General features: G+C 69.5%; 19 protein-coding genes. 9 read left to right on the top strand and 10 right to left on the bottom strand.

What is annotated here, in order from left to right:
* Position 1 precedes the first annotated feature (1 nt).
* Positions 2-1,948 carry a GMC family oxidoreductase N-terminal domain-containing protein gene (locus tag HDA40_RS13685; protein WP_253755631.1) on the top strand — a complete coding sequence of 649 codons (1,947 nt, stop codon included), beginning with the start codon at positions 2-4 and terminating at the stop codon, positions 1,946-1,948.
* A 4-nt stretch (positions 1,949-1,952) separates the two neighbouring features.
* Here the strand turns inward: HDA40_RS13685 and HDA40_RS13690 are convergent, their stop codons facing one another.
* Complete coding sequence (locus HDA40_RS13690; RefSeq protein ID WP_253755633.1) at positions 1,953-4,100, bottom strand: 3-hydroxyacyl-CoA dehydrogenase NAD-binding domain-containing protein; 2,148 nt, start codon at positions 4,098-4,100, stop codon at positions 1,953-1,955.
* A 10-nt stretch (positions 4,101-4,110) separates the two neighbouring features.
* A complete protein-coding gene (locus tag HDA40_RS13695; protein ID WP_253755635.1) occupies positions 4,111-5,325 on the bottom strand; it encodes an acetyl-CoA C-acetyltransferase in 1,215 nt (404 codons plus the stop codon).
* Positions 5,326-5,509: 184 nt separating this feature from the next.
* On the opposite strand from HDA40_RS13695, the gene HDA40_RS13700 reads away from it, so the two are divergent.
* On the top strand, positions 5,510-6,700 hold the full coding sequence (locus HDA40_RS13700) for a TetR/AcrR family transcriptional regulator (RefSeq protein WP_253755637.1): 1,191 nt from the start codon (positions 5,510-5,512) through the stop codon (positions 6,698-6,700).
* A 98-nt stretch (positions 6,701-6,798) separates the two neighbouring features.
* Complete coding sequence (locus HDA40_RS13705; protein WP_253755639.1) at positions 6,799-7,962, top strand: TetR/AcrR family transcriptional regulator; 1,164 nt, start codon at positions 6,799-6,801, stop codon at positions 7,960-7,962.
* 28 nt (positions 7,963-7,990) lie between these two features.
* Here the strand turns inward: HDA40_RS13705 and HDA40_RS13710 are convergent, their stop codons facing one another.
* The 3 genes from HDA40_RS13710 to HDA40_RS13720 all read right to left on the bottom strand — a co-directional run bounded on the left by HDA40_RS13710 (position 7,991) and on the right by HDA40_RS13720 (position 10,996).
* Positions 7,991-9,208, bottom strand: coding sequence for an oxygenase MpaB family protein (locus HDA40_RS13710; protein WP_253755641.1), 1,218 nt, complete (start codon positions 9,206-9,208; stop codon positions 7,991-7,993).
* Between the two features lie 197 nt (positions 9,209-9,405).
* Positions 9,406-10,500: an NAD(P)-dependent alcohol dehydrogenase gene (locus HDA40_RS13715; RefSeq protein WP_253755643.1), complete on the bottom strand. Its 1,095-nt coding sequence runs from the start codon at positions 10,498-10,500 to the stop codon at positions 9,406-9,408.
* 25 nt (positions 10,501-10,525) lie between these two features.
* Positions 10,526-10,996 (bottom strand): DUF4334 domain-containing protein, encoded by a 471-nt coding sequence (locus HDA40_RS13720; RefSeq protein WP_253755645.1) that lies wholly within the window; start codon positions 10,994-10,996, stop codon positions 10,526-10,528.
* Between the two features lie 173 nt (positions 10,997-11,169).
* Here HDA40_RS13720 and HDA40_RS13725 point away from each other — a divergent pair, with 173 nt between their 5' ends.
* A complete protein-coding gene (locus tag HDA40_RS13725) occupies positions 11,170-12,078 on the top strand; it encodes an oxygenase MpaB family protein (protein ID WP_253755647.1) in 909 nt (302 codons plus the stop codon).
* Between the two features lie 4 nt (positions 12,079-12,082).
* Here the strand turns inward: HDA40_RS13725 and HDA40_RS13730 are convergent, their stop codons facing one another.
* Positions 12,083-12,622, bottom strand: coding sequence for an isoquinoline 1-oxidoreductase (locus HDA40_RS13730; RefSeq protein WP_253755649.1), 540 nt, complete (start codon positions 12,620-12,622; stop codon positions 12,083-12,085).
* Positions 12,623-13,001: 379 nt separating this feature from the next.
* Between HDA40_RS13730 and HDA40_RS13735 the strand changes: the two genes are divergently transcribed.
* The 3 genes from HDA40_RS13735 to HDA40_RS13745 all read left to right on the top strand — a co-directional run bounded on the left by HDA40_RS13735 (position 13,002) and on the right by HDA40_RS13745 (position 15,939).
* Positions 13,002-14,171 carry an acyl-CoA dehydrogenase family protein gene (locus HDA40_RS13735; RefSeq protein WP_253755651.1) on the top strand — a complete coding sequence of 390 codons (1,170 nt, stop codon included), beginning with the start codon at positions 13,002-13,004 and terminating at the stop codon, positions 14,169-14,171.
* On the top strand, positions 14,164-15,234 hold the full coding sequence (locus tag HDA40_RS13740; RefSeq protein WP_253755653.1) for a phosphotransferase family protein: 1,071 nt from the start codon (positions 14,164-14,166) through the stop codon (positions 15,232-15,234). The genes HDA40_RS13735 and HDA40_RS13740 overlap by 8 nt, the downstream gene beginning before the upstream one ends.
* Before the next feature lie 69 nt (positions 15,235-15,303).
* Positions 15,304-15,939, top strand: coding sequence for a TetR/AcrR family transcriptional regulator (locus HDA40_RS13745; RefSeq protein ID WP_253755655.1), 636 nt, complete (start codon positions 15,304-15,306; stop codon positions 15,937-15,939).
* On the opposite strand, the gene HDA40_RS13750 is transcribed toward HDA40_RS13745, so the two are convergent.
* Positions 15,863-16,498, bottom strand: a complete 636-nt coding sequence (locus HDA40_RS13750) for a TetR/AcrR family transcriptional regulator (protein WP_253755658.1) — start codon at positions 16,496-16,498, stop codon at positions 15,863-15,865. The two genes, HDA40_RS13745 and HDA40_RS13750, sit on opposite strands and share 77 nt — an antisense overlap.
* A 107-nt stretch (positions 16,499-16,605) precedes the next feature.
* Here HDA40_RS13750 and HDA40_RS13755 point away from each other — a divergent pair, with 107 nt between their 5' ends.
* A complete protein-coding gene (locus HDA40_RS13755) occupies positions 16,606-17,583 on the top strand; it encodes an NADPH:quinone oxidoreductase family protein (RefSeq protein WP_253755660.1) in 978 nt (325 codons plus the stop codon).
* 20 nt (positions 17,584-17,603) lie between these two features.
* Here the strand turns inward: HDA40_RS13755 and HDA40_RS13760 are convergent, their stop codons facing one another.
* A complete protein-coding gene (locus tag HDA40_RS13760) occupies positions 17,604-18,041 on the bottom strand; it encodes a hypothetical protein (RefSeq protein ID WP_253755662.1) in 438 nt (145 codons plus the stop codon).
* 481 nt (positions 18,042-18,522) lie between these two features.
* A complete protein-coding gene (locus HDA40_RS13765; RefSeq protein ID WP_253755664.1) occupies positions 18,523-19,122 on the bottom strand; it encodes a hypothetical protein in 600 nt (199 codons plus the stop codon).
* Positions 19,123-19,223: 101 nt separating this feature from the next.
* On the opposite strand from HDA40_RS13765, the gene HDA40_RS13770 reads away from it, so the two are divergent.
* Positions 19,224-19,910, top strand: a complete 687-nt coding sequence (locus HDA40_RS13770; RefSeq protein ID WP_253755666.1) for a helix-turn-helix domain-containing protein — start codon at positions 19,224-19,226, stop codon at positions 19,908-19,910.
* 19 nt (positions 19,911-19,929) lie between these two features.
* Here HDA40_RS13770 and HDA40_RS13775 read toward each other — a convergent pair whose 3' ends face one another.
* Positions 19,930-21,690: a vWA domain-containing protein gene (locus HDA40_RS13775; protein WP_253755667.1), complete on the bottom strand. Its 1,761-nt coding sequence runs from the start codon at positions 21,688-21,690 to the stop codon at positions 19,930-19,932.
* Positions 21,691-21,732 lie beyond the last annotated feature (42 nt).

The following is a 21,732-nucleotide window of genomic DNA, read 5'->3' on the forward strand; positions in this document are numbered from 1 at the left end:
CATGGAACTGTCCGTCAAACAGCGCGCCGCCCTGGCGAGCATCTGCGACACGTTCGCCCCCGGCGACGGAGCCGGCCTGCCCTCGGCCAGCGAGATCGGCGCGGTCGACATCATGGCCGCGCTGGTCCTGCACAATCCGCGTACCGCTGAGGTGAAGCAGTTCTGCCAGCTGCTGAACGTCTGGGACTCCCCCGCCACCCAACTGCTCCTCGGCGGCGGCGCGCGACGGTTCTCCCAGCAGACCCAGCAGCGCCGCGAGCGGATGCTGCTCGCCCTGGCCGAGTCGGGCATGACCCGCAAACGCGCCATCTTCCAGGCCCTCAAGGGCGCCGCCACCCTGTCCTACTACATGGCACCCGGAGCTACCGGTCACTCGCCGCTATGGGACGCCATCGGTTATCCCGGCCCGCTCGGCACCCGGGCCGACGCCGCCGAGCCCCCGCTGACTCCCCTTCGCCCGGCCGGGGCGACCACTCTGGACTGTGACGTCGTCATCGTCGGGTCGGGCGCCGGCGGCGGCACGGCCGCGGCCGTCCTCGCCGGCCATGGGCTGAACGTGATCGTGGTGGAGAAGGGCGAGTACTACGACGACAAGGACTTCGACGGCGGCGAACTGTCCGGGCTCTCCCGCCTGTACGCACCCGGCCCCGCCGCCACCGCCGAGGGTCAGCTGAGCCTGCTTCAGGGGCAGTGCCTCGGCGGTGGAACCGTCGTCAACTACACCACCTCGTTCCGCACCCCGCCCCGCGTACGCGAAGAGTGGGCGGCGTTGGGCGTACCGCAGTTCGCCACCGACGAATACGACCGCAGCCTCGACGCGGTGTGGTCAAGGCTCGGCGTCAACCGCGACCACGGCCAGATCTCCTCCCGCGACGTACTGATGGAACGCGGACTGGCCAAGCTCGGCTGGCACGTCGACGAGATGCCGCGCAACGTCGACGGCTGCGACAACGGTGTCGAATGTGGCCGGTGTGGGCTCGGCTGCCGCCTCGGGGCCAAGCAGTCCACCGCCAAGACCTGGCTGGTCGACGCCCAGCAGTCCGGCGCGCGGCTCGTCGTCGGCGTCGACGTACGCACCGTCACCCTCCAAGCCGGCCGGGCCACCGGCATCGTCGGGCGTACCGCCGACGGGCATCCGGTGATCATCCACGCCCGTGCCGTGGTGGCCGCGGCCGGCAGTGTGCAGACGCCGGCCCTGCTCCGCCGGTCGGGGCTGACCAACCCGAACATCGGCCGCCACCTGCATCTGCACCCCGCGACCGGCGTGTGGGGCGTATTCGACGAGGAAGTCCGGCCGTGGGAGGGTGGCATCCAGACCCGGTACTCCACCGAGCATGCCGACCTCGACGGCCACGGGTACGGCGTCATCTACGAGACCGCCGCCACCAACCCGGCCACCGCCGTGTCGTTCATGAGCTGGACCGGCGCGCAGGCCCATCTGGACCAGATGCGGTCGCTGCCGAACCTCAGCGGGGTCGGCATCATCACCCGCGACCGCGACAGCGGACAGGTCAAGGTCGGCAGCGACGGCGAACCGGTGGTGCACTATCGCCTGTCCGCGTACGACGCGGCGCACATGCGGGCCGGGATCGAGGGCGGCGCCCGCATCGTCGAGGCGGCCGGCGCCCGCCGGCTCTTCTCCGGCCACCAGCGCGGCACCATCTGGGAACGCGGCACGAGCTCCATCGACGACTTCATCCGGCAGACCGACTCCTTGGGCACCGCCCCCGGCCAGATCGCCATGGCCGCCCTGCACATCATGGGCGCGGCCCGGATGGGCGGCAGCCCGGCGACCTCGGCCGCCGGGCCTGACGGCGCCACCTGGGAGGTCCCGAACCTGGTCCTCGCCGACGCGTCCACTTTCCCGGCGTCGTTGGGCGTCAACCCGATGATCTCCGTGGAGGCCATCGCGTACATGAACGCCCAACGACTCGCCGCCGGGCTCTGACGCGTTACTCGAACAGCTCGCCCCGGTCGGCCTTCTCGACCAGCAGCCGGGGCGGGCTGAACCGGTCGCCGTAGCGCTCCGCGAGCACCCGCGCGCGGGCGACGAAGCCGGGCAGCCCGCCTTCGTACTGGTTGATGTACTGCAGCACGCCGCCGGTCCAGGCCGGGTAGCCGATGCCCAGGATCGAGCCGACGTTGGCGTCGACCACCGAGTCCAGCACGCCTTCCTCGAGGCATCTCACCGACTCGACCGCCTCGATGAACAGCATCCGTTCCTTGAGGTCCTCGAAGGGGGTGTCGAGGTTCGTCCCGCCGAAGTTCTCCCGCAGTCCCGGCCACAGCCCGGCCCGCTTGCCCTCGCGATAGTCGTAGAACCCGGCGCCGCCCGAACGTCCGGGCCGGCCGAAGTCGTCGATCATCCGGTCGATGACCGCGTCGGCGGCATGCGGCTGCCAGGTGCCACCGGCGGCGACCGTCGCCGCCGCCGTCTCCTGCCGGATCTTGCGCGGCAGGGTCAGCGTCAGCTCGTCCATCAACGCGAGTACCGGCGCCGGGTAGCCGGCCTGGCTACTGGCCTGCTCGATGCTGGCCGCCGGAATCCCCTCGGCGAGCATCGCCACGCCCTCGTTGGTGAACGTGCCGATGACCCGGCTGGTGAAGAAGCCGCGGCTGTCGTTGACGACGATCGGCGTCTTGCGCAGCCGATGCACGACGCCCAGCGCCCGCTGCAGCGTGGCCTCGCTGGTCCGCTCGCCGCGGATCACCTCGACCAGTGGCATCTTGTCCACCGGCGAGAAGAAGTGCAGCCCGACGAACTCGTCCGGCTTGCTGACGCCTTCGGCGAGCAGGGTGATCGGCAGGGTCGACGTGTTGGACGCGATCAACGCCTCCGGTGCGACCTGCTCGATCTCGGCGTACACCTTGTGCTTGAGGGCGGGATCCTCGAAGACCGCCTCGATGACGAGGTCGACGCCGGCCAGGTCCGCGAGGTCGTCCGTCGCGTGGATCCGGTCCAGCAGCGCGTCCTTATCGTCCGGTGTGGACAAACCCCGGGCGACCGCCTTGTCGAGCAGACCCACCGAGTACGCCTTGCCGCGCAGCGCCCCCTCGACGGTCACGTCCTTGAGCACGACCTGCATACCCGCACGGGCGCACACGTACGCGATCGCGGCACCCATCATGCCCGCCCCGATGACCGCCACCCGCTGGATCGGCGGATGACCCTCGCCGCGGTCGCGCGACCCGGCCGTCTGCACGTCGAAGAAGAGCGCCTTGATCATGTTCTTCGAGATCTGGCCGGTGGCCAGTTCTGTGAAGTACCGGCCCTCGATGGTGAACGCGGTGTCCAGGTCGACCTGCGCACCCTCGACGGCGGCGGCCAGGATGTTGCGCGGCGCCGGATAGGGCGCGCCCTTGAGCTGCTGCCGCAGGATGGCGGCCATCGCCGGCAGTTGCGTGGCGAGCGCCGGAGTGGACGGAGTTCCGCCGGGCATCTTGTAACCCTTGCGGTCGTACGGCTGCGTCGCGTCGGGGTTCGCCGCGATGAACGCTCGGGCTGCGGCCATCATCGCTGCCTCGTCGGCGGCGAGTTCGTCGACCAGCCCGTTCGCCAGGGCGTCCTGCGGCCGGCGCCGCTGTCCGCGTACCAGCCAGTTGAGCAGTGCGTCAGCCACCCCCAGGAGCCGCACAGTACGCACGACGCCGCCGCAGCCGGGCAGTAGACCGAGGGTGACCTCGGGAAAGCCGATCTCGATCGCCGGGTTGTCGAGCACGACGCGGTGGTGGCAGCCCAGCGCGAGTTCCAGCCCGCCGCCGAGGGCCGACCCGTTGACGGCGGCCACGACCGGACGCCCGAGCGTCTCCAGCCGACGCACCGCGTCCTTGAGCATACGGGTGTTGGCAGTGGAGGACTCGGCGTCGGCCGGCGTCAGCCGCATCAGGGAGTCCAGGTCGCCGCCGGCGAAGAAGGTCTTCTTGGCGGAGGTGAGGATCACGCCGGTGATCTGGTCGCGCTCGGCTTCGAGCCGGTCCACCGTCGCCACGAGGCTCGCCCCGAACTCGTCGTTCATCACGTTCGCCGAACGCCCGGGGTGGTCGAGGGTGAGCAGCACGATGCCGTCGTCGCCGCGCTCCCACCGGATTGTGTTGACCATTCGTGACTCCTCAGATTCGTTCGATGACGGTCGCGATGCCCATGCCGCCACCGACGCAGAGCGTGGCGAGCCCGTAGCGACCACCGCGGCGCTCCAGCTCGTCGAGAAGCGTGCCGAGGATCATGCCGCCGGTGGCTCCCAGCGGGTGTCCCATCGCGATGGCTCCACCGTTGACGTTGACGATGTCCATGCTCAGGCCCATGTCGGCGACGAACCGCAGGACCACGGCCGCGAACGCCTCGTTCATCTCGACGAGGTCCAGATCCGCCACGGTGAGGCCGGCCTTGGCCAGCGCCTTGCGGGTGGCCGGGGCCGGACCGGCGAGCATGATCGTCGGATCCGCGCCGCTGAGCGCGGTCGCGACGATGCGCGCCCGCGGCGTCAGGCCGGCGGCCTTCCCGGCCGCCTCGCTGCCCACGACCACCAGCGACGCGCCGTCGACGATGCCGGACGAGTTGCCCGCCGTGTGGACGTGGTTGATGGCCTCGACCCAGTGGTACTTCTGCAACGCCACAGCGTCGAAGCCCGCCTTCTCGCCGAGACCGGCGAAGGACGGGCGAAGCGCGGCGAGACCCGCGGCAGTCGAGTCCGCCCGGATGTGCTCGTCACGATCGAGCACGGTCAGCCCGTTGCGGTCCCGCACCGGCACCACCGAACGGGCGAAGTAGCCGTTGGCCCACGCCTTCGCCGCGCGGGCCTGCGACTGCAACGCGTATCCGTCCACGACGTCGCGGTCGTAACCGTCGAGGGTCGCGATGAGGTCCGCGCCGATGCCCTGCGGCACGAAGCCGGTGTCGAAGTTGGTCTCCGGGTCCTGCGCCCAGGCTCCACCGTCGGAGCCCATCGCGACCCGGGACATCGACTCGACGCCGCCGGCGAGCACGAGATCCTCCCAGCCCGACCGCACCTTCTGCGCGGCGACGTTCACCGCCTCCAGGCCCGACGCGCAGAACCGGTTGAGCTGCACTCCGGCCACCGTGTCGGGCAGACCCGCGACGAGGGCGGCGGTCTTGGCGATGTCGGATCCCTGATCGCCCAGCGGGGACACCACCCCGAGCACGATGTCGTCGATCACCTGTGGGTCCAGGCTCGGCAGCCGCCGCAGGGTCTCCTCGATCAGACCCACGACAAGCGAAACCGGCTTAACCCCATGCAGCGATCCGTTCGGCTTTCCCCGGCCGCGTGGTGTGCGCAGCGCATCGTAGATGAACGCCTCGGTCGTCATGGCCAAGCTCCTTGCTGCTCACCCGAATGCGAATTCAGCCTAACTTTCGTTGAGCCCGCCGCCGGTTGTCAAGCGATCCCGGTGCCCGAAGCCCGCTGGCCGCCCTCGACCCTGCCGATCAATAGCGGGCGAGAAGTCGGCTGGCTGTCGCGACCTTTCCGCGAGGTGGCGCTAACGTATACGGGTGCGACCAGCAGCCAGCGGCGAAGCCCCCGTAGCGACCAAGCGGCCGAAGGACCGCAAGGACCGCATCGCGCTGGCCGGCGCCGAGCTGTTCTGCGAGCGGGGATACCACCGCGTCTCCGTCGACGAGATCGCCGCCGTCGTCGGCATCAGCGGCCCCGCCGTCTACCGGCACTTCCCCAACAAGTACGCCATCCTCGTCCACGCCACCCGGGAGGTCGTCGGCGCGCTGCTCACCGCGACCGCCGACCCGCACGCGACCACCGCCGAGGGCGTCCTGAACGAGCAGCTCGCCGCGCTGGCCGGCGTCGCCGTCGGCAAGCGGCGCGTGGCCGGGCTCTACCAATGGGAACGCCGCTACCTCACCTCGGAGCATCGGCGCGAGTTCGCCGCCATCCTGGCGACCCTGGTCGGCCGCCTCGCCGGACCCCTGCGCGAACTACGGCCCGAGCTGACCGCCGGGCAGGCCGACCTCCTGGTCAACGCCGCGCTCAGCGCGTTCGGCAGCGTATCCACCCACCGCGCCACGGCGACCGGCACCGAACAACTGCTCACCCGGATCGCCTGGACGCTCCTACGGGCGGACGCGCCCCAGTCGCCGCCGTCGGAGCAGACCACGCCACCCACCACACCGGTACGCCCGTCGTCGCGCCGTGAACTGCTGCTGACCGAAGCGATCCGGCTGTTCCACCGCCACGGCTATCACGCCGTCGCGGTCGAGGACATCGGCCGCGCCGCCGGGATGCAGGCCTCCAGCGTGTACCGATACTTCCCCAGCAAGGCCGACCTGCTCGCCGCCGCCTACTACCGGGCCACCGACCGCCTCGGCGGCGCCACGACCGCCGCGATCGCCGAGGCCAGTGATCCCGTCGACGCCCTGCACCGAGTCGTGCACGCGTACGCCGCCTTCGCCTTCGCGCAGAGCGATCTCGTCGCGGTCTACCTGGCGGAGAACAACAACCTGCCCGACGAGGACCGCCACCAACTCCGGGGAGCACAGCGCTCGAACGTCGAGGAATGGGTGCAACTCGTCGTCGCCGTACGCCCGGAGCTGCCGGTCGCCGACGCGCGCGTACTCGTGCACGCCGTGCTCAACGTCATCACCGACATCGGCCGGCTCGGCCGCTTCGACAGCGCCGCAGGCTACGACGAGCAGACAGCCCGCCTCGCCCTCACGGTGCTGCAGGCCTGAACCAGCCGACCCCGGCCGGGACTTCGAGGGCGTACCGGGTGCTGTGATTGACTAGCAGGCATGGTCTTGTGTCCGCCCACGTCGGCTCGAGGGATGCTGTGACCACCGGGCCGACGGCGGCCACCCGACCGCGCAACCGCAAGCAGGTCATCGTCGACGCGGCCGGTCAGGTGTTCAGCGAACGCGGGTATCACGCGGCGTCCATGGAGGAGATCGCCGCCGTCGTGGGGATCAGCGCGGCCGCGCTGTACCGGCACTTCCCCAACAAGTACGCCCTGTTCGCCGAGTGCGCCAACATCATGGTGGACAAGCTCGTCGCGGCGGTCGACGACTGGGGCCCTGCGGCGGAACTGCGGGACGTGCTCGTCGCCCTCACTCGGGTGACCGTCTCGCACCGTGCGTCGGGCGGCCTCTACCGGTGGGAGGCCCGCTACCTCGAACGCGAGGACCGACGCCGCCTGCGGACGAAGTTCGGGCACGTCGTGGGCCGAGTGACCGAACTGGTCCGGCGCGAGTACCCGTTGCCCGACGAACGTCTGCGAGCCGTGGCGGCCCTCGGCGTGATCGGGTCCATCACGATGCACCACACCTCGATCGCCCAGCGGCGTACCGAGGAACTGTTGCTGGCCTCCGCGACCCAGGTCGTCGCGACCGATCCGACGGCGGTCGCCGGCACCGCGCGGCAGGTCGAACTGCCCGCCCAGCCTGTGCCGCGTACGCGGCGTGCCGAGATCCTCGCGGCGGCCATCCCGTTGTTCGCCCGGGACGGGTTCGCCAACGTCACCAACGCGCAGATCGCTCAGGCGGTGGGGCTCGCACCGTCGGCGATCTACCGGCAATACCCCGGCAAGGTCGACATCCTGGTCGCCGCCTGCCTGCAAGCGGCGGCACTGCTCGAACAGGCCGTGGAACGCAGCCTCCATCAGGCAACCGATCCCCGGCAGGCCGTCGTCGCGCTGGCGGCGGCGTACGTGGCTTATTGCTTCGAGCACAACGCGCTCAACAGCGTCGCCGAAGCCGAGGTCGCCGGCCTGCCGGCGGATCTCCAGCGGCCGGTGATCCTCGCCCAGCGCGAACACATCGCCGTCTGGGAGCACCAGCTGCGGACGGTACGCCCGGAGCTGGACTCCCGGCAGGCTCGGCTGCTGGTCCACGCCGGCTTCGGCGTGGTGGTGGAGGCCGGGCGTGCACTGCGCTGGCAGGACGCGCCCGGCCATCGGGACGCGGTCACCGCTCTGGTGACCGGTGCCCTGACGCTCTGAACGGTCAGACTCCTGAACCGGCATCGGCTCAGGCGCCGGGCCGGTTCCCCGTCGGAATGGTGATCGGGGTGTAGCTCGTCGACGTGCCGTTGTTGAGGAACAGCATCGCCAGGCCGCGGATGAACTGGTCGAAGAGGGAAAACCCTTCGGGCATGATCGGCGACAGCCCTTCACGGAACAGCACGTACGCCGGCCAGCCGACCTCGATCACGCCCCGCGAGATGAAATCGCGCGGCAGCTTCAGCCAGTTGCCGATCTTGTCGCTGAGCACGTAGCGCGAGAACTCCCGCTGGAATCCTTTGGTCACGCCCAGGTCGACCGACGAGGTCAGGTTCAGCAGGATGTTGGCCAGGTCGATGCCTTCCGGCGTCGCGCCGAGCAGCGGCGTCAGCACGTACTGCGACTGCTCGTCCGCGGCGGCCCAGGTCGCCGGGATGAACTCGTCCCGCACGCCCAGCAGGTGCAGCGCGACCTGCCACATGTGCAGGTACGCCGCCTCCTCCGCCGCCGACATCTTCAGCCCGAAGCTGCGCCACTCCAGCAGCTTGCGGTGCACGTAGGTGCCCAGGCTGTGGAAGGTGATCAGGATGTCGCCGTTGCTGATCGGGATGGGGTTGTCCGTGACAGCCCGCCACTGCGCCGACTGCGGCAGCAGGTGCCGCACCGCGGCGTGGGTCAGGCGGGTCTTGGTGGAGGTGACCACGAAGTGGCCGGTGGGCTTGAAGGCGTCGACTGCGCTGAGGTCGTAGCCGTAGGTGAAGGTCTTGGCCGCCCGCATCTTCATGCCGGCGCCGCCCTCGGACCAGTAGACGTTGCGGGCCTCGCGCGGGATCACCGTGCTCATGATGCCGCTGCCCAGGCCGTACAGCAGGAACAGGTACATGCTCATGCGCTTGTTGAACTGGGCGGCGAGGTCCAGCTTGGCCTGGTCCGCCCACGACGGCAGCTTGTTGTAGGTCGTGAGGTAGCTGGTGAGCTGGGCGGGCAGGCCGCTGGGCAACGGGTCGCCGTTCTTGACCCACGACTGGAACGCGGTGTTGACTCCCGGGATCTGATTGCTGTCCAGCAGCGAGGCGAGCAGCGGGTCGGTGGCGTCGTCCCAGACGTCCCACGGGTCGGTGACCGTGTCGGTCCCGGCGATCGAGTCGGCGGACGACCACGCCCATGCCTTCGGAGCTTCCGTCGCAGCTACCAGACCCAGCGCGGCACCGAGGGTCAGGATGCTTCTTCTGCTGAGATTTTGCATTCGCGCACCTACCTACCGGTCGGCCGGACGTTGCCTTGAGCACCGGCTTGTGGCAACGATACGAGCAGGTTTCAAGTCATCCGGTCATGTGATTTTCTATTAACATAGAGGAGGGTGACTCGACCGGCAAGAGGGCATGTTCGAGGTGATTGCCATCCATCGACTTCGAGCTGAGACCGCCGCGGGCGGAACCGTCCTCAGCCGAAGGTCAGCACGGGTTTGACCGCCGTGCCGTCGCGCATCCCGGCCACGGCGGCGGCGATGTCCTCGAAGGCGAACGTCGTGACGAGGCGATCCACGGGGAACAGGCCGCGCTGGTAGAGACCGACCAGCTCGGGGATGAAGCGCGCCGGGTCCACATCCCCCTCGATCACCCCGTGTACCCGGACGCCCTTGGTGAGCAGGCTCATCACGTCGAACTCGACCTTGGCACCGATGCCGAGCAGGGCGAGTTCACCCCTCGGCCGCAGGGCGGCGACGGCCTGCCGGAGCACGTCCGACCGGCTGGTGGTGTCCACGACGTACTGCGCGCCGCCACGGGTCAGATCGAGCACAGTGGAGACGAAGTCGCCGTCCGCTGTTGGATCCAGGACGGCCGTGGCGCCCAACTCGGTGGCCAGCGCGCGGCGCGATGCGACCGGCTCGACGACGATGACTGGATCGCAGCCCACCACGACGGCGGCCAGGAGCGTACTGAGCCCCACCCCGCCGGCCCCGATCACCATCAGCGAGCTGCCCGGCTCGGGACGCAGCCGGTTGACCACCGTCCCGGCGCCCGTCTGCACGCCACAGCCCAACGGCGCGGCCACGGCAGGCGGCAACTCGGCGGGCACCCGGACCGTGTTGCGCGCGTGGGTGATCGCATACGTCGCGAAGCTCGACTGGCCGAAGAACGCGCCGAACACGGGCGCGCCGTCGCGCGACAGCGGAGTGCTGCCGTCGGCCCGGCCCCCGGCGGTGTTCAAGATCCGCTGAGAGTGGCAGTAGGCCGGGTGGCCGGCCACGCACTGCTCACACCGGCCACAGCTGTCGAAGGTCAGGCAGACGTGGTCACCCACCGCGAGACCCGCCACCTGCTCGCCGACCGCCTCGACCACACCGGCCCCCTCATGCCCGAAGACCATCGGGGTACGCCGTTGCGGCCAGCCGGCCTGCATACCGAGGTCGGTGTGGCACACACCCGCGGCGGTCATCCGGACCAGGACCTCGTCGGGCCGGGGCGCTTCCAGGTCCACCGCCTGAACGACGAAGGGCCCGCCCGGATTCTCCGTGATGGCAGCTCGGATCTGCATGATCGACTCCTCCGCACGGCCGGGCTCAGGCGACCCGCTCGAGCACGAAGTAGAAGAACGGGCCGTCGTCGGCGAAGTGCTTGCCGTTCATGATCCCCATGAGCGTACGCTCGTCGACCCGCTTGAAATGGTCGAAGACCGGCTGGCCGTCGTACACCATCGTCGCGGTCGACTCACCCCGGAACTCGACCGTCCACAAGCTGGCCTCGCCCTTGCCCAGCGCCTTGTTGGAGTACAACTCGCCGTCGTCGTCCCGGCAGATCAGCGGCTTGACGTCCTTGCGGCTCACGAAGGTCTTGCCGAACCACCGTGCCTGGTCCAGCTGCCCGTTGATCGGGTGCCCGGTGTCGAACTCGCCGCCCTTCCACTCGCCGAAGATCTCCTCGGGACGGACCGTGTCCAACGCGGCCCAGATCTCGTCGAGTTCGGCGGCCGAGACCCGGCCGTCCTGTCGGCGCAGTTCGGCGAAACGGGCCCGAGCCTTGTTCGCGTCCATGACGGCGTCCTCTCGCTGGCGTCTCGCAGATGTCTCGCTGGCGTCTCACTGATGTCTCGCTGGCGCAGCGGCACTCGAAGCCGGCGGCGCCGGATCCTGGGGCAGAGGATAGACAGCCGACGGCCCTTGACACGAGCGGCGTCGTTGCCGACCCTGCTTGCGAGGTGGTCGCGATGGCTGGTGGCGGTCGGTACCGATGGTTGCGTCGCATCGAGGCGCTCGATCCCCTGCACGACCATCACGAGATCTACCGGATCTCGACAGGCTTCGAGTTCCCGTTCGACTATCAGCGGGCGCTGGAGTTCGCGCTGTTCCGCACGTACTGCGTACCGAGCATCTCGGCGCTGCTCGACGCGACCGGCGAGTTCCGGCTCCGCCCGCAACAGCGGTACGACGACACCGCCTTGCTGATGGCCGAGATGGTCGAGCACGGGTACGACTCGCCACGTGGCAAGCAGGCGCTGCGCGCGGTCAACCGGGCCCACTCCGCGTACGCGATCTCCAACGACGACATGCGCTATGTGCTGTCCACCTTCGTCTACGAGCCGATCGACTGGCTGGGCCGCTTCGGCTGGCGACCGCTGCACGAGCACGAGCGGCTGGCCGCGTTCCACTACTACCGCGCGGTCGGTGCTCGGATGGGCATCCACGACGTACCGGACGACTTCGACGCGTTCTGGGACTTCAAGCGCGAGTACGAGCGCACGAAGTTCCGGTATGACCCGACCAACGAGCGCGTCGGCACGTACACCCTGGACCTGTTCGCGTCCTGGTATCCCGCGCCGTTGCGCCGCGCCGCCCGGCTCGGAGTGTTGGCGCTGCTACCCGTCGAACTGCGTACCGCGTTCGGCTTTCCGGCCGCGCCGCGCTGGGTGTCCGCGACGGTCAACGGCAGCTTGCGTACGCGGGCCTCTGCGGTTCGGCTGCTCCCACCGCGTACCAAGAGCAAACTGACCCGGGCACCGCGAAACCGCACGTATCCCGGCTATCCCGAGGGATACCAGCCCGCGGACCTTGGCGCTCCCCCGCCATCGCCCGACCTCGACCCGAGCTGGCTGGCCCGCCCGGCGGACCGCCGGTGACCGCCTAGCCGGCGAGTTCCACCGCCACGGCGACGGTGCTCGTGCTGGCCGCCTTCGCCGCGAGGGCGCCGAGGTCGAGTCGGTGGCCGCCGCGATCGGCGACCGCTCCAGCGGCGAGCCGCAGGTCGGCGACGGGCGAGCCGAACGCGGCCGACGCGGCCTCCAGCAGGCGCCGACGCGCCACCGCGACAGCGACTCGCACGGTCGTCACCTGGTGGTACGCCGCATCGGGCAGCGCATCGCCCAGCGCGACGTCGACCCGCTCCCGCGGCACGGACAGCTCCTGCGTGATCAGCGTGACCGACGTTGCGAGCGCCTCCCTCGAGGTGGCTCGCGGAACCACGAGCGTCACCGTCCCGTCCGGGTGGACCTCGATCGAGATCAGCCGGGACGCCGGCAGCGCCACCGCGGTCCTGATGTCGTTGAGGCCGAGCAGGTCCTCGGTGGTAGCTGTGGGCGTCGCCGCCAGGTCGGCTGCGGTGACGAGGATCGGGGCGGCCAGCACGTACCCACGGAATCGTCGCCGGGCGACGGCTTCCACCATGGCCGTGGTCACCGGGGTGGGCCGGGCACGACATCGCGCCCGCCGAGTGGCTCCACGCTTCGCTCCTCCTGCGATCGGCCCGCCGAGGCGAGCATCGATGTGTTTGCACGCGCGCATCGCATGACAGCACACCGGCTCGGTGACCACAAGGCCCGCCCGGTTCCCGACTGTCCGGTCGGTCGGTACCAGCCGATGAACCTCCTCGACAAAGTCGAGGTTTCCAGATGAGAGCGAACACACTGCTCAGCAGTCCATCGCAAGTGGACAGACATGCGCCGATCATGCGGGCATCTAGCCAACCGCGCGGTCGGTCGCGTACCTTGAAGAACTGATCGGTCGACGGCACGCGCGAAGACCGGAGCGACCAGGAGGCCCCGAGGTGAACGCGAACGGTACGCAGAGCCTCTCCGCGCGGGTCCGCGAGTTCATCGACCATCGGGTGATCCCGGTCGAACACGCCGTCGAGACCGATCCCCAAATACTGGTGAAACTTCGCCGAGCGGCTCGCGAAGCGGGCGTGTTCGCCCCGTCGGCCCCCACCGAGTACGGCGGCCTGGGCCTGTCGATGCTCGGCCAGACCGACGTGCTGGAGGAGGCCGGACGGAGTCTGCCCGGCCCGCTCGTGCTGAACTGCGCCGCCCCCGACGAGGGCAACATGACGCTGCTGGAACACGTCGCCACACCCGCACAACGCGAGCAGTACCTTCGGCCGCTGGCCGCCGGCGACGTCCGTTCGGCGTTCGCCATGACCGAACCCGCCCCCGGTGCCGGGTCGGATCCCACCGCGCTCGCCACGTCCGCCGTACGTGACGGCGACGACTGGGTGATCGACGGCCAGAAGTGGTTCATCACTGGCGCCGACGGAGCGGGCTTCTTCATCGTGATGGCACGCACCGGCGCGGACGCCGCGACGATGTTCCTCGTCGACGCCGGCAACCCCGGTCTGACGGTCGGCCGGCACATCCCGACCATCGACGCCGGGTTCACCGGCGGGCATTGCGAAGTGACGCTGGAGCGGTGTCGCGTTCGGTCGTCGGCGGTGCTGGGCGAGGTCGATCGCGGCTTCGCCAACGCCCAGGTCCGGCTCGGACCCGCTCGCCTGACGCACTGCATGCGCTGGCTCGGCGTCGCCCGCCGCGCGCACGAGATCATGCTCGGCTACGTCGTCGACCGGGAACTGTTCGGCAGCCGGCTCGCCGATCTCGGCCTCGCACAGCACCTCATCGCCGACAACGAGATCGACCTCGCGGCGTCCCGGGCGCTGATCCGCACCGCCGCCGTGGCGCTCGACCAGGGCAGCCGGGCGAACCAGGAGACCTCGATCGCCAAGACGTTCGTCTCGGAGGCCGTCGGCCGCGTCGTCGACCGCTCCGTCCAATTGTGCGGCGCGCAGGGGGTCTCCCACGACCTGCCGCTGGCGCGGTTCCTGGCCGAGGTACGCCCATTCCGCATCTACGACGGCGCGTCCGAGGCGCACCGCTGGGCGGTGGCCCGTCGTGCGGTCCGGCGATACGAGGCGGCCCGACCCGGTAAGCGGTCGCATGACTGACGAGGCAGACCTGCCAGGTCTGCCCTTCGATCGGCTGGCGGCGTACCTGGGCGAACATCTGTCTGACGTGGATTCGGCGGCACCATGGCAGGCCCAGTCGCTCGCGGGCGGCCGCAGTAATCTCACTTACCGCATCGACCAAGGCACCCGGTCCTGGGTGCTGCGCCGGCCGCCGCTCGGCCATGTGATGCCCAAGGCACACGACATGGCCCGCGAGTATCGCGTCCTGTGTGGCCTCGACCGTACCGCGGTGCCGAGCGCCCGGCCGTATCTGCTCTGCGAGGACGCGTCCGTCATCGGTGCGCCCTTCCTCGTCATGGAGCACGTCGAGGGCGTCGTGTTGTCGTCGGCGGCGGACTGCGCCGGCCTTTCCGCCGAGCGTGCCGCGGCGATCTCCGAAGTCCTCGTCCGGACGCTGGCCACGCTGCACGATGCCGACCTCACCGGCACCGGCCTGGAGACCTTCGGGCAACCGGCCGGCTACCTCAGCCGCCAGGCCGCGCTGTGGACCGCCCAATGGGAGCGGACCAAGGTACGAGACCTGCCCGGATTCGACCGGCTCGCCCGCTGGCTGGCCGACCGCACCGACGCGTACGCCGACCGGCCGGCCACACTCGTGCACGGCGACTACCGCCTCGACAACCTCATCCTCGCGCCCGACACCGCCCGCGTACGCGCAGTGCTGGACTGGGAGATGGCCACCCGCGGCGATCCGGTGTGCGACCTCGCGCTCCTGCTCGTCTACTGGACCGAGCCCGGCGACACCTTGCGACGACGCGTACCGGTGGCGCTCGGGGTGACCGACCGGCCGGGGTTCGGCGATCGCGCCGCCGTGCTGGGCGCGTACACCGCTCTCCGTCCGGTCGACGGCGACCACCTCGACGTATGCCTGGCGCTGACCTGTCTCAAGCTCGCGGTCATCATGGAGTCGATCTACTTCCGCCATCTCCAGGGCCAGCACCTGGGATCGGACGCGGCCGGCATGGCAGAGGCGTCCGCCGCGCTCGTCGAGCTGGGCCTGCGCGTCGCCGACGGACAGGGTGTCGCCGCGTTGGGCTCGTGACGAGACCTGATTCGCCGCCCGACGGCGCGGCCTACCATGGCACGTCGGAGCCCAGTTCGAGGAGATCACATGACCGTTTCACGACCGGCTCGCCCCGCGTCGCGTACGCGTCGGCCGCGCACCGCGGACGACCGGCGTACCGAGATCGTCCTGAGGGCCTCCGAGCTGTTCGACGACGTCGGCTATCACCTGACCTCGATGGACGACATCGCCCGGGCGGTGGGGCTCGCCAAGCCGACGCTGTACCACTACTTCCCGAGCAAGGACAGCATCCTCCTCGCGATCCACGAGGAGTTCATCTCCATCCTGCTCGGCCGGCAGCGACAGCGGCTGGAGCGGGACGACCGCGACGTCTCCGATCTGCTGCTCGACGTCATGGTGGACATCTGCGACCTGATGCGTACGCACCGCGGTTATGTCCGGGTCTTCTTCGAGCATCATCGCGAACTGCCGGACGCCTCCCGGCGGGAAGCCCTGGCGGCGCGCGACGCGTACTTCGACTCCGTCCGGGGGCTGTTCGAGCGCGGTCGCACCGAAGGCTTGGTCACCGGCGATCCGATGCTCAGCTCGATGGCGCTGTTCGGCATGTGCAACTGGGCATACCAGTGGTACGACCCGCGCGGGACACTCACTTCGCTGGACGTCGCCCGCTACTTCCATCGGGTTCTGCTGCACGGCGTCGGAGCGACTCCCAGCCGGCCATAGCGCAGGCGATGACCGTCTCCAATTCGGCCCGGGTGGCGCCGTCGCGGGCCTGGATCGACAGGCCGTGCACCACGGTCGTGTAGAACCGGGCGATCGCGTCCACATCGGCGGCCGGGGTTTCCGCGTCGGCGGCCAGGCATTCGCGGATGGCCTCGAACTGGCTGTGCCGCCGTTCGGCCAGAAAATCGCGTACCCGGTGATTCTCCACCGCCCCGGTGGGCGCGGCGAGCACGAGCAGGCAGCCACGCGGAGCGTCCGGGCGGGTGATCTCGTCGGCGGTGGCGCGCAGCATCGCCTCGATGGCGACCCGCGCGGACGGTTGGTCACGCAGCGCCCGCCGGGGCGCGGCGCCGGACAGCGTCCCGTACAGCGCGACGGCCTGGCGGAACAGGTCCTCCTTGCTGCCGAAGCAGGCGTAGATGCTGGCTGAGGCGATCCCCATCGCCCCGGCCAGGTCGCTCAACGAGGTCCCCTCGTAACCGCGTTCCCAGAACACCTCCAGCGCTTGGCGCAGGGCCACGTCCGCGTCGAATCCGCGCGGTCTGCCACGAGAAGCCATGCCTGAACCCCTAGATATTTGTCGTTCGATCCAGAATACCTTGACTCGGCGCGGTGAGCGCTGCCAATATTTTTTGGTCGTTCGAAAAATAATCGAAGGAGTCTCGTATGCGCGCCCTCCAGCAGACCTCGCTCCGCGGTCCCCAGGACTTGCGACTCATCACCGATGCCACCAAGCCGGAGCCGGGACCGGGCGAGGTGCTGATCCGCGTGACCGCCGCCGGGATCAACTTCGCCGATCTGTCTCAGGCGTACGGCGCCTTCGCCAACGGCCCGCAGCCGCCGTACCTGGCCGGTTTCGAGGCTGCCGGCCAGGTCGTCGCGGTCGGCAGCGCGGTGATCGGGCTGACCCCAGGCACCCATGTGGTAGGGACGAATGTCTTCGGACTCGGCGCCTTCGCCGAGTACATGTCCCTACCAGCCGGGGCCGTGCTGCCGGTGCCGGAAGGTTGGCCGGACGAGCATGCGTTGGGGCTGACCGTGAATTACCCGACCGCCATGGCCGCGCTGCGGCCACTGGGCGGGCTCGCTGCCGGGCAGACGGTGCTGATCCATGCCGCAGCCGGAGCCACCGGACAAGCGGCGATGATCATGGCCAAACACTACGGCGCCACGGTGATCGCCGCCGCGTCGCCGGACAAGCACCACCTGCTCGATAACGCGGACCACGTCGTGAACTCGCGCAGCCAAGACCTCGCCGCCCACGTGCTAGGGCTGACCGATGGGGCGGGCGTCGACCTGGTGCTCGAATCGGCCGGTGGCACCACCTTCGAGGCCAGTCTGGCGTCGGCGAAACGAGTCACCGGCCGCGTCGTGGTCATCGGCAGCGCGGGCGGCGACGCGACGCTGAGCAACTGGGATCTGATCTACCGGCACCAGGTCCACGTGATCGGCTTCAACCTCGGCATCCTCATCCAAACCGCGCCGCACGTCTTCGGCGAGGTCATGGGCGAACTGTTCGCGCTGATCGCCACCGGGGTCCTGCGACCCACGCAGCCGACGATGTTCGACCTGGCCGACGGCCCCAAAGCGCTTGCCGAACTCCAGGCCCGAACGACCGTCGGCAAACTGGCTCTACGCCCGTAGGACCGATGACCTGGGCAAAGTCAGCCCAGGTCATCCCACTGCGCGAGTTCAGCGTCGATCTCTTTCTGATCCGCCGCCGACTCCCGCGCCGCTATCGCGGCCTCACGGCGGTTCATCGCTTCGTCGCGGTCATCGGCCTGCCGCTCGCGTGCGGCCTGACCGCCTTCTCGCCGATGGGCCGCCGACTCCCGGACAGCCAGGTCCCGCTCGCGCAACGCAGCAAGTTCATCCCGATCATCGGCCTCATCGTCTCGCTCGTCGGCACGAGACGAGCGCGCCTCCAGATCAACCTCGCGTTGATCGGCATGTGCATCGCGCCGGTCGGCCTCCCGATCCCGTTCGTCGGACCGAGCGTCTCGCTGCCGCGCCAACTCCTCACGCTGAGCGAGCAACTTCTCCGCCCCAGCCAGGGTCAGCTCGCGGCCATCGATGTCGTTACGGCGTCCGGCCTCTTCCACACTCCCAGCGTAGACCGCGTCGCGGCCTGCGGGCGATCAGCACACCGGCCGATGATCACCGACCCGGCGGCCGCCATCGGGCGTCGTCACCGTCAGGCCTCGGCTGAAGCAGCCGCGAAGCCGAAATGAAGCGGACCGGGCGGCCGCAGCAGCTCAGGAGGCGGTCGCCGCCGCCCCAGATCGCGATCGAGGAAGCCGCCGCCGCACTCAGATGGGGCAAGATGCGCGTCACCACGGCCGGTGCGATCCGAGCCGCGGGCGGCACAGTCACCTACGCGCCGGAGCTGAACAACGGGCAGATGAACTACAACCACGTCAACGTCACCCTCGACGAGGTCAACCCCTACGGTCCGCAAATGGACAACCCCGTGGCAAAGAGTGAGCGCATGACATTGCGGGCGCTCGGGATCCGCGCTGCTGAAGCTGTCCTATGTGATCACTGGATCGCATCGGGTGGCCGCGGAGACAGCTCCGCGGCCACTCACGCAACCGGAGGCGGGTACGCCGGAGCGGCCGGGGCCGGGCGGAAGTACCGGTTACTACTCGGCGCGGCGAGCACCGCGACGAGAATCAGCAAGCTGACGGCCCACAGCACGGTCGCTGGAATCTGCAGCAGCTGGATCCAGGCCGGCTGCGCTTGCGCGATCGCGTCGGCGACCTCGGTCCCGGTGATCGTGCCGCCGCTGGACAACTCCGCGTTGGTCGGCATCCCTGACGAGACGGTGGAGCAGCCGAAGTAGCACAGATCCAGACCGGCGGTCACCCAGAGCAGGACCCGGGCGGGCTGCTTGCCCGCACCCGCCAGCATGCCGTTGATCAGATAGCTGGCGGCGAAGGCGAACAGCACGAGCGAGCTGAAGGCTACGCCGATCACGTAACCCGAGGTCATCGCGTCGACGTCGCTGTCGGACCCGCCGCGCGTACGGCTGCCGATCAGCTCGTCGATCGCGTCGAGCTGCCCTTGGAGGGTCAGCCAGCCGAGGACGACGGTCAGCACGTCGAGGGTGGCCGCGATGAGCGCGAGGACGAGGGCGGCGGACACAGTGGCCGGACGGGCCGGTCGCGGATCGGTCAAGGTCACGTGCAGCACGCTACGAGCGGGTTCCCGCTGGCGGAACGGTTTCGAGCGGGCACCGGACAACTACCGGACAACCCGGGTACGCGTACATGACAATATGGACTGTGGGCCGTCCGGAGAAGCCGATCGAGATCGTCGACGAGGTCGCGGCGTTCGCTGCCGAGCTGCGTACCCTCAAGGCGGCACAAGGTTCGCTGACCTACCGCGACCTCGCCGCGCGTACGCACTATTCGCGGACGACGCTGGCCGAGGCGACTGCGGGCAAGAAACCACCGAGCCTGCCGGTCGTGCTGGCCATCGTGCGGGCCTGCGGTGGTGACCCCGGGCTGTGGCAGGCGCGCTGGGAGAAGATGCGCCAGCGGGCCGCGAACACGCCGATCCTGCTCTCGGCACTGCCTGAGCAGGAGGTCGCGGACGGGTCCGAACCGGAGGCCGCCGGCTGCGGTGCGGACGCCACGACCGCGATCGCCCGCAAGATCGCCTGGCACGAGCGACGGCTCAACCTGGGTCAGGTCGAACTGCGGTACTCGGCGCGCCAGGGCGCCGCCTGGGCCCGGTTCGAGGGCTATGGATCACTGGACCACCTCGCCGGCCAACGACAGGTCGTCATCGAGGTGGCCGTCGTCCGCGAGTCCGACGACCGGCGCACCGCAGTACGCGAGGCGTACTGCTTCGACTATCACTGGTGCGACATCCTGCTCAGCCAGGGACGGCTCCGCGCCGCCGCCTGGATCCTGGTCGACGACCGGGTCGTCGCCGAGAGCAGCACACCCTGGTTCGCCCTCGGCTGAGCAGCGTCGGGAGCCGTCGTCAGAAACTGCTGAGCAGCTTGACGAACGCGTCGTCGATCAGCTGCGGGTCCCGTGCGTCGAACGCCTTGCCCGAGGCGGCCTTGGCGATCGCCTCCAAGGTCGCCAGGTCCGATCCCTTGTCGAAGGCGATGCAGAAGATCTTCACCGGGCGGTCGGGGTCCAGCGCGACGTCCTTGAGCAGGTTCGCCAGCTTGTTGTCCCTGGCGTACTCGTTCTCGCCGTCGGTCAGCACCACGACCGCGTTGATCCGCGTACGGTCGTAATGGTCGAGCATGTAGGAGTGGGCGGCGCGGATGGTCGTGTAGAGCGCGGTCGCGCCACCGGGACGCAGCCCACTCAGCCGGTCGGAGAAATGCCCGAGGTCCAGCCGGGACAGCGGCACCTGCTGCTGATAGGGCGCCGCGCTCGAACCCTGCTTCTCCGAGGAGAACGACCACAGCCCGACCTGATCGGCCGAGTTCAGCAGGGCCAGGCCCTTCTTCGCCGCCTCCGTCGCCATCTCCAGTCGTGTCTTGGACCTGACCTGGTTCGTCATCGAGCCCGAGACGTCGATGGTCATCAGAATGTTCGCCTTCTTGCGCAGCGTCGACCAGCTGTCCAGGATGCCCTGGACCACGGTCGGCGACGGCGGCTTGAAGTACGGGCGCTTGTCCGTCTCGTGGCCGCCGACCACCTTCGTCAGCTCCGCCGAGGCGACCTGCTGGTGATCGCGGAAACCCAGCCCGGCGAACGCCCGCTGCTGCGGCGATTCCTGCAGGAACGCCAGGAAGTCGGCCGCCGCCTTCTGCTGCGCGGTCGAAGCGCCCGGCAGCACGACGTACGGGTGATCGAGGTTGAACGTGCCTTCCTTGGGATACAGCGCCACCAACGGCTCGTGCGGCTTCTCCCCCGGCTTGTCCGCCGTACGCGGGCTGAGCTGGCCCTCGTTGTACAGATAGACGAGTTCCTCCTGCGTCACGACCGCGCTCAGATCCGACTCTCCCTCGTCCACTGGGGACAGATCGGCGGCGGCCAGCGACTTCAGCAGGTCCACGACGTCGTCGCTGTAGTGCGACACGTTCGCCTCGATCCGGCGGACGAACTGGGTCACCTGCGGTGCGCGTACGTCGGCGTCGATCAGATCGCTGGAGGTTCCGGTCGCCGCGTAGTAGGTCGCGATGGTGGCGGCCAGGCCCGAGGTGGACAGCCGGGGGTTGTCCTTGCCGAAGGTGAACCGCTTCCATTCGGGCTTGCCGAAGGCCGCCCAGCCCTCGTCGCCGGACAAACCGAGGATGTCGCCCCAACCCAGCTCGCCCCGCTGTTGCAGCACCCGAGCCTTCGTCGCGGGCATCGCGATGACCAGCGGGCTGTTGGCGATCGACGGGTACTCCCCCGGAGTCTGCTCCGGCCGCTTGGCCGCCCGGTCGCGCAGTTGCAGCTGACCGGTCCACAGGCTCGACGTCGGCAACCACACCTGAGGCTTCGGGATGCCGCCCGCAACGGTGGCCCAGTCCCCGGCCAGCGCCTCCATCGCCTGACCGGAGTTCAGCCCGGCCACCGTGACGTTCGCGCACTGCCCGCCGAAGCGCCGCCCGCTTTTGTTGTACCGCCCGGCCAGCTCCGCGACCAGATCGTTCTTCTCGGTGGAGGAGACCATGCCGAGCGCCACGCAGTCGCTGCGATCGGTGTCGAGCCGTACGTACAGGTAGGAACCCGCGATCACCGCGAGCCCGACCACCACGGCGACGGTCACCGGGAGCCATCTGCGGCCGGATGCCATGCGTTCCTCCTCTGTCGCGGGCTGACTGTCTCGGGGCTGAGC

The organism is Hamadaea flava, assembly GCF_024172085.1.
GTDB lineage: Bacteria > Actinomycetota > Actinomycetes > Mycobacteriales > Micromonosporaceae > Hamadaea > Hamadaea flava.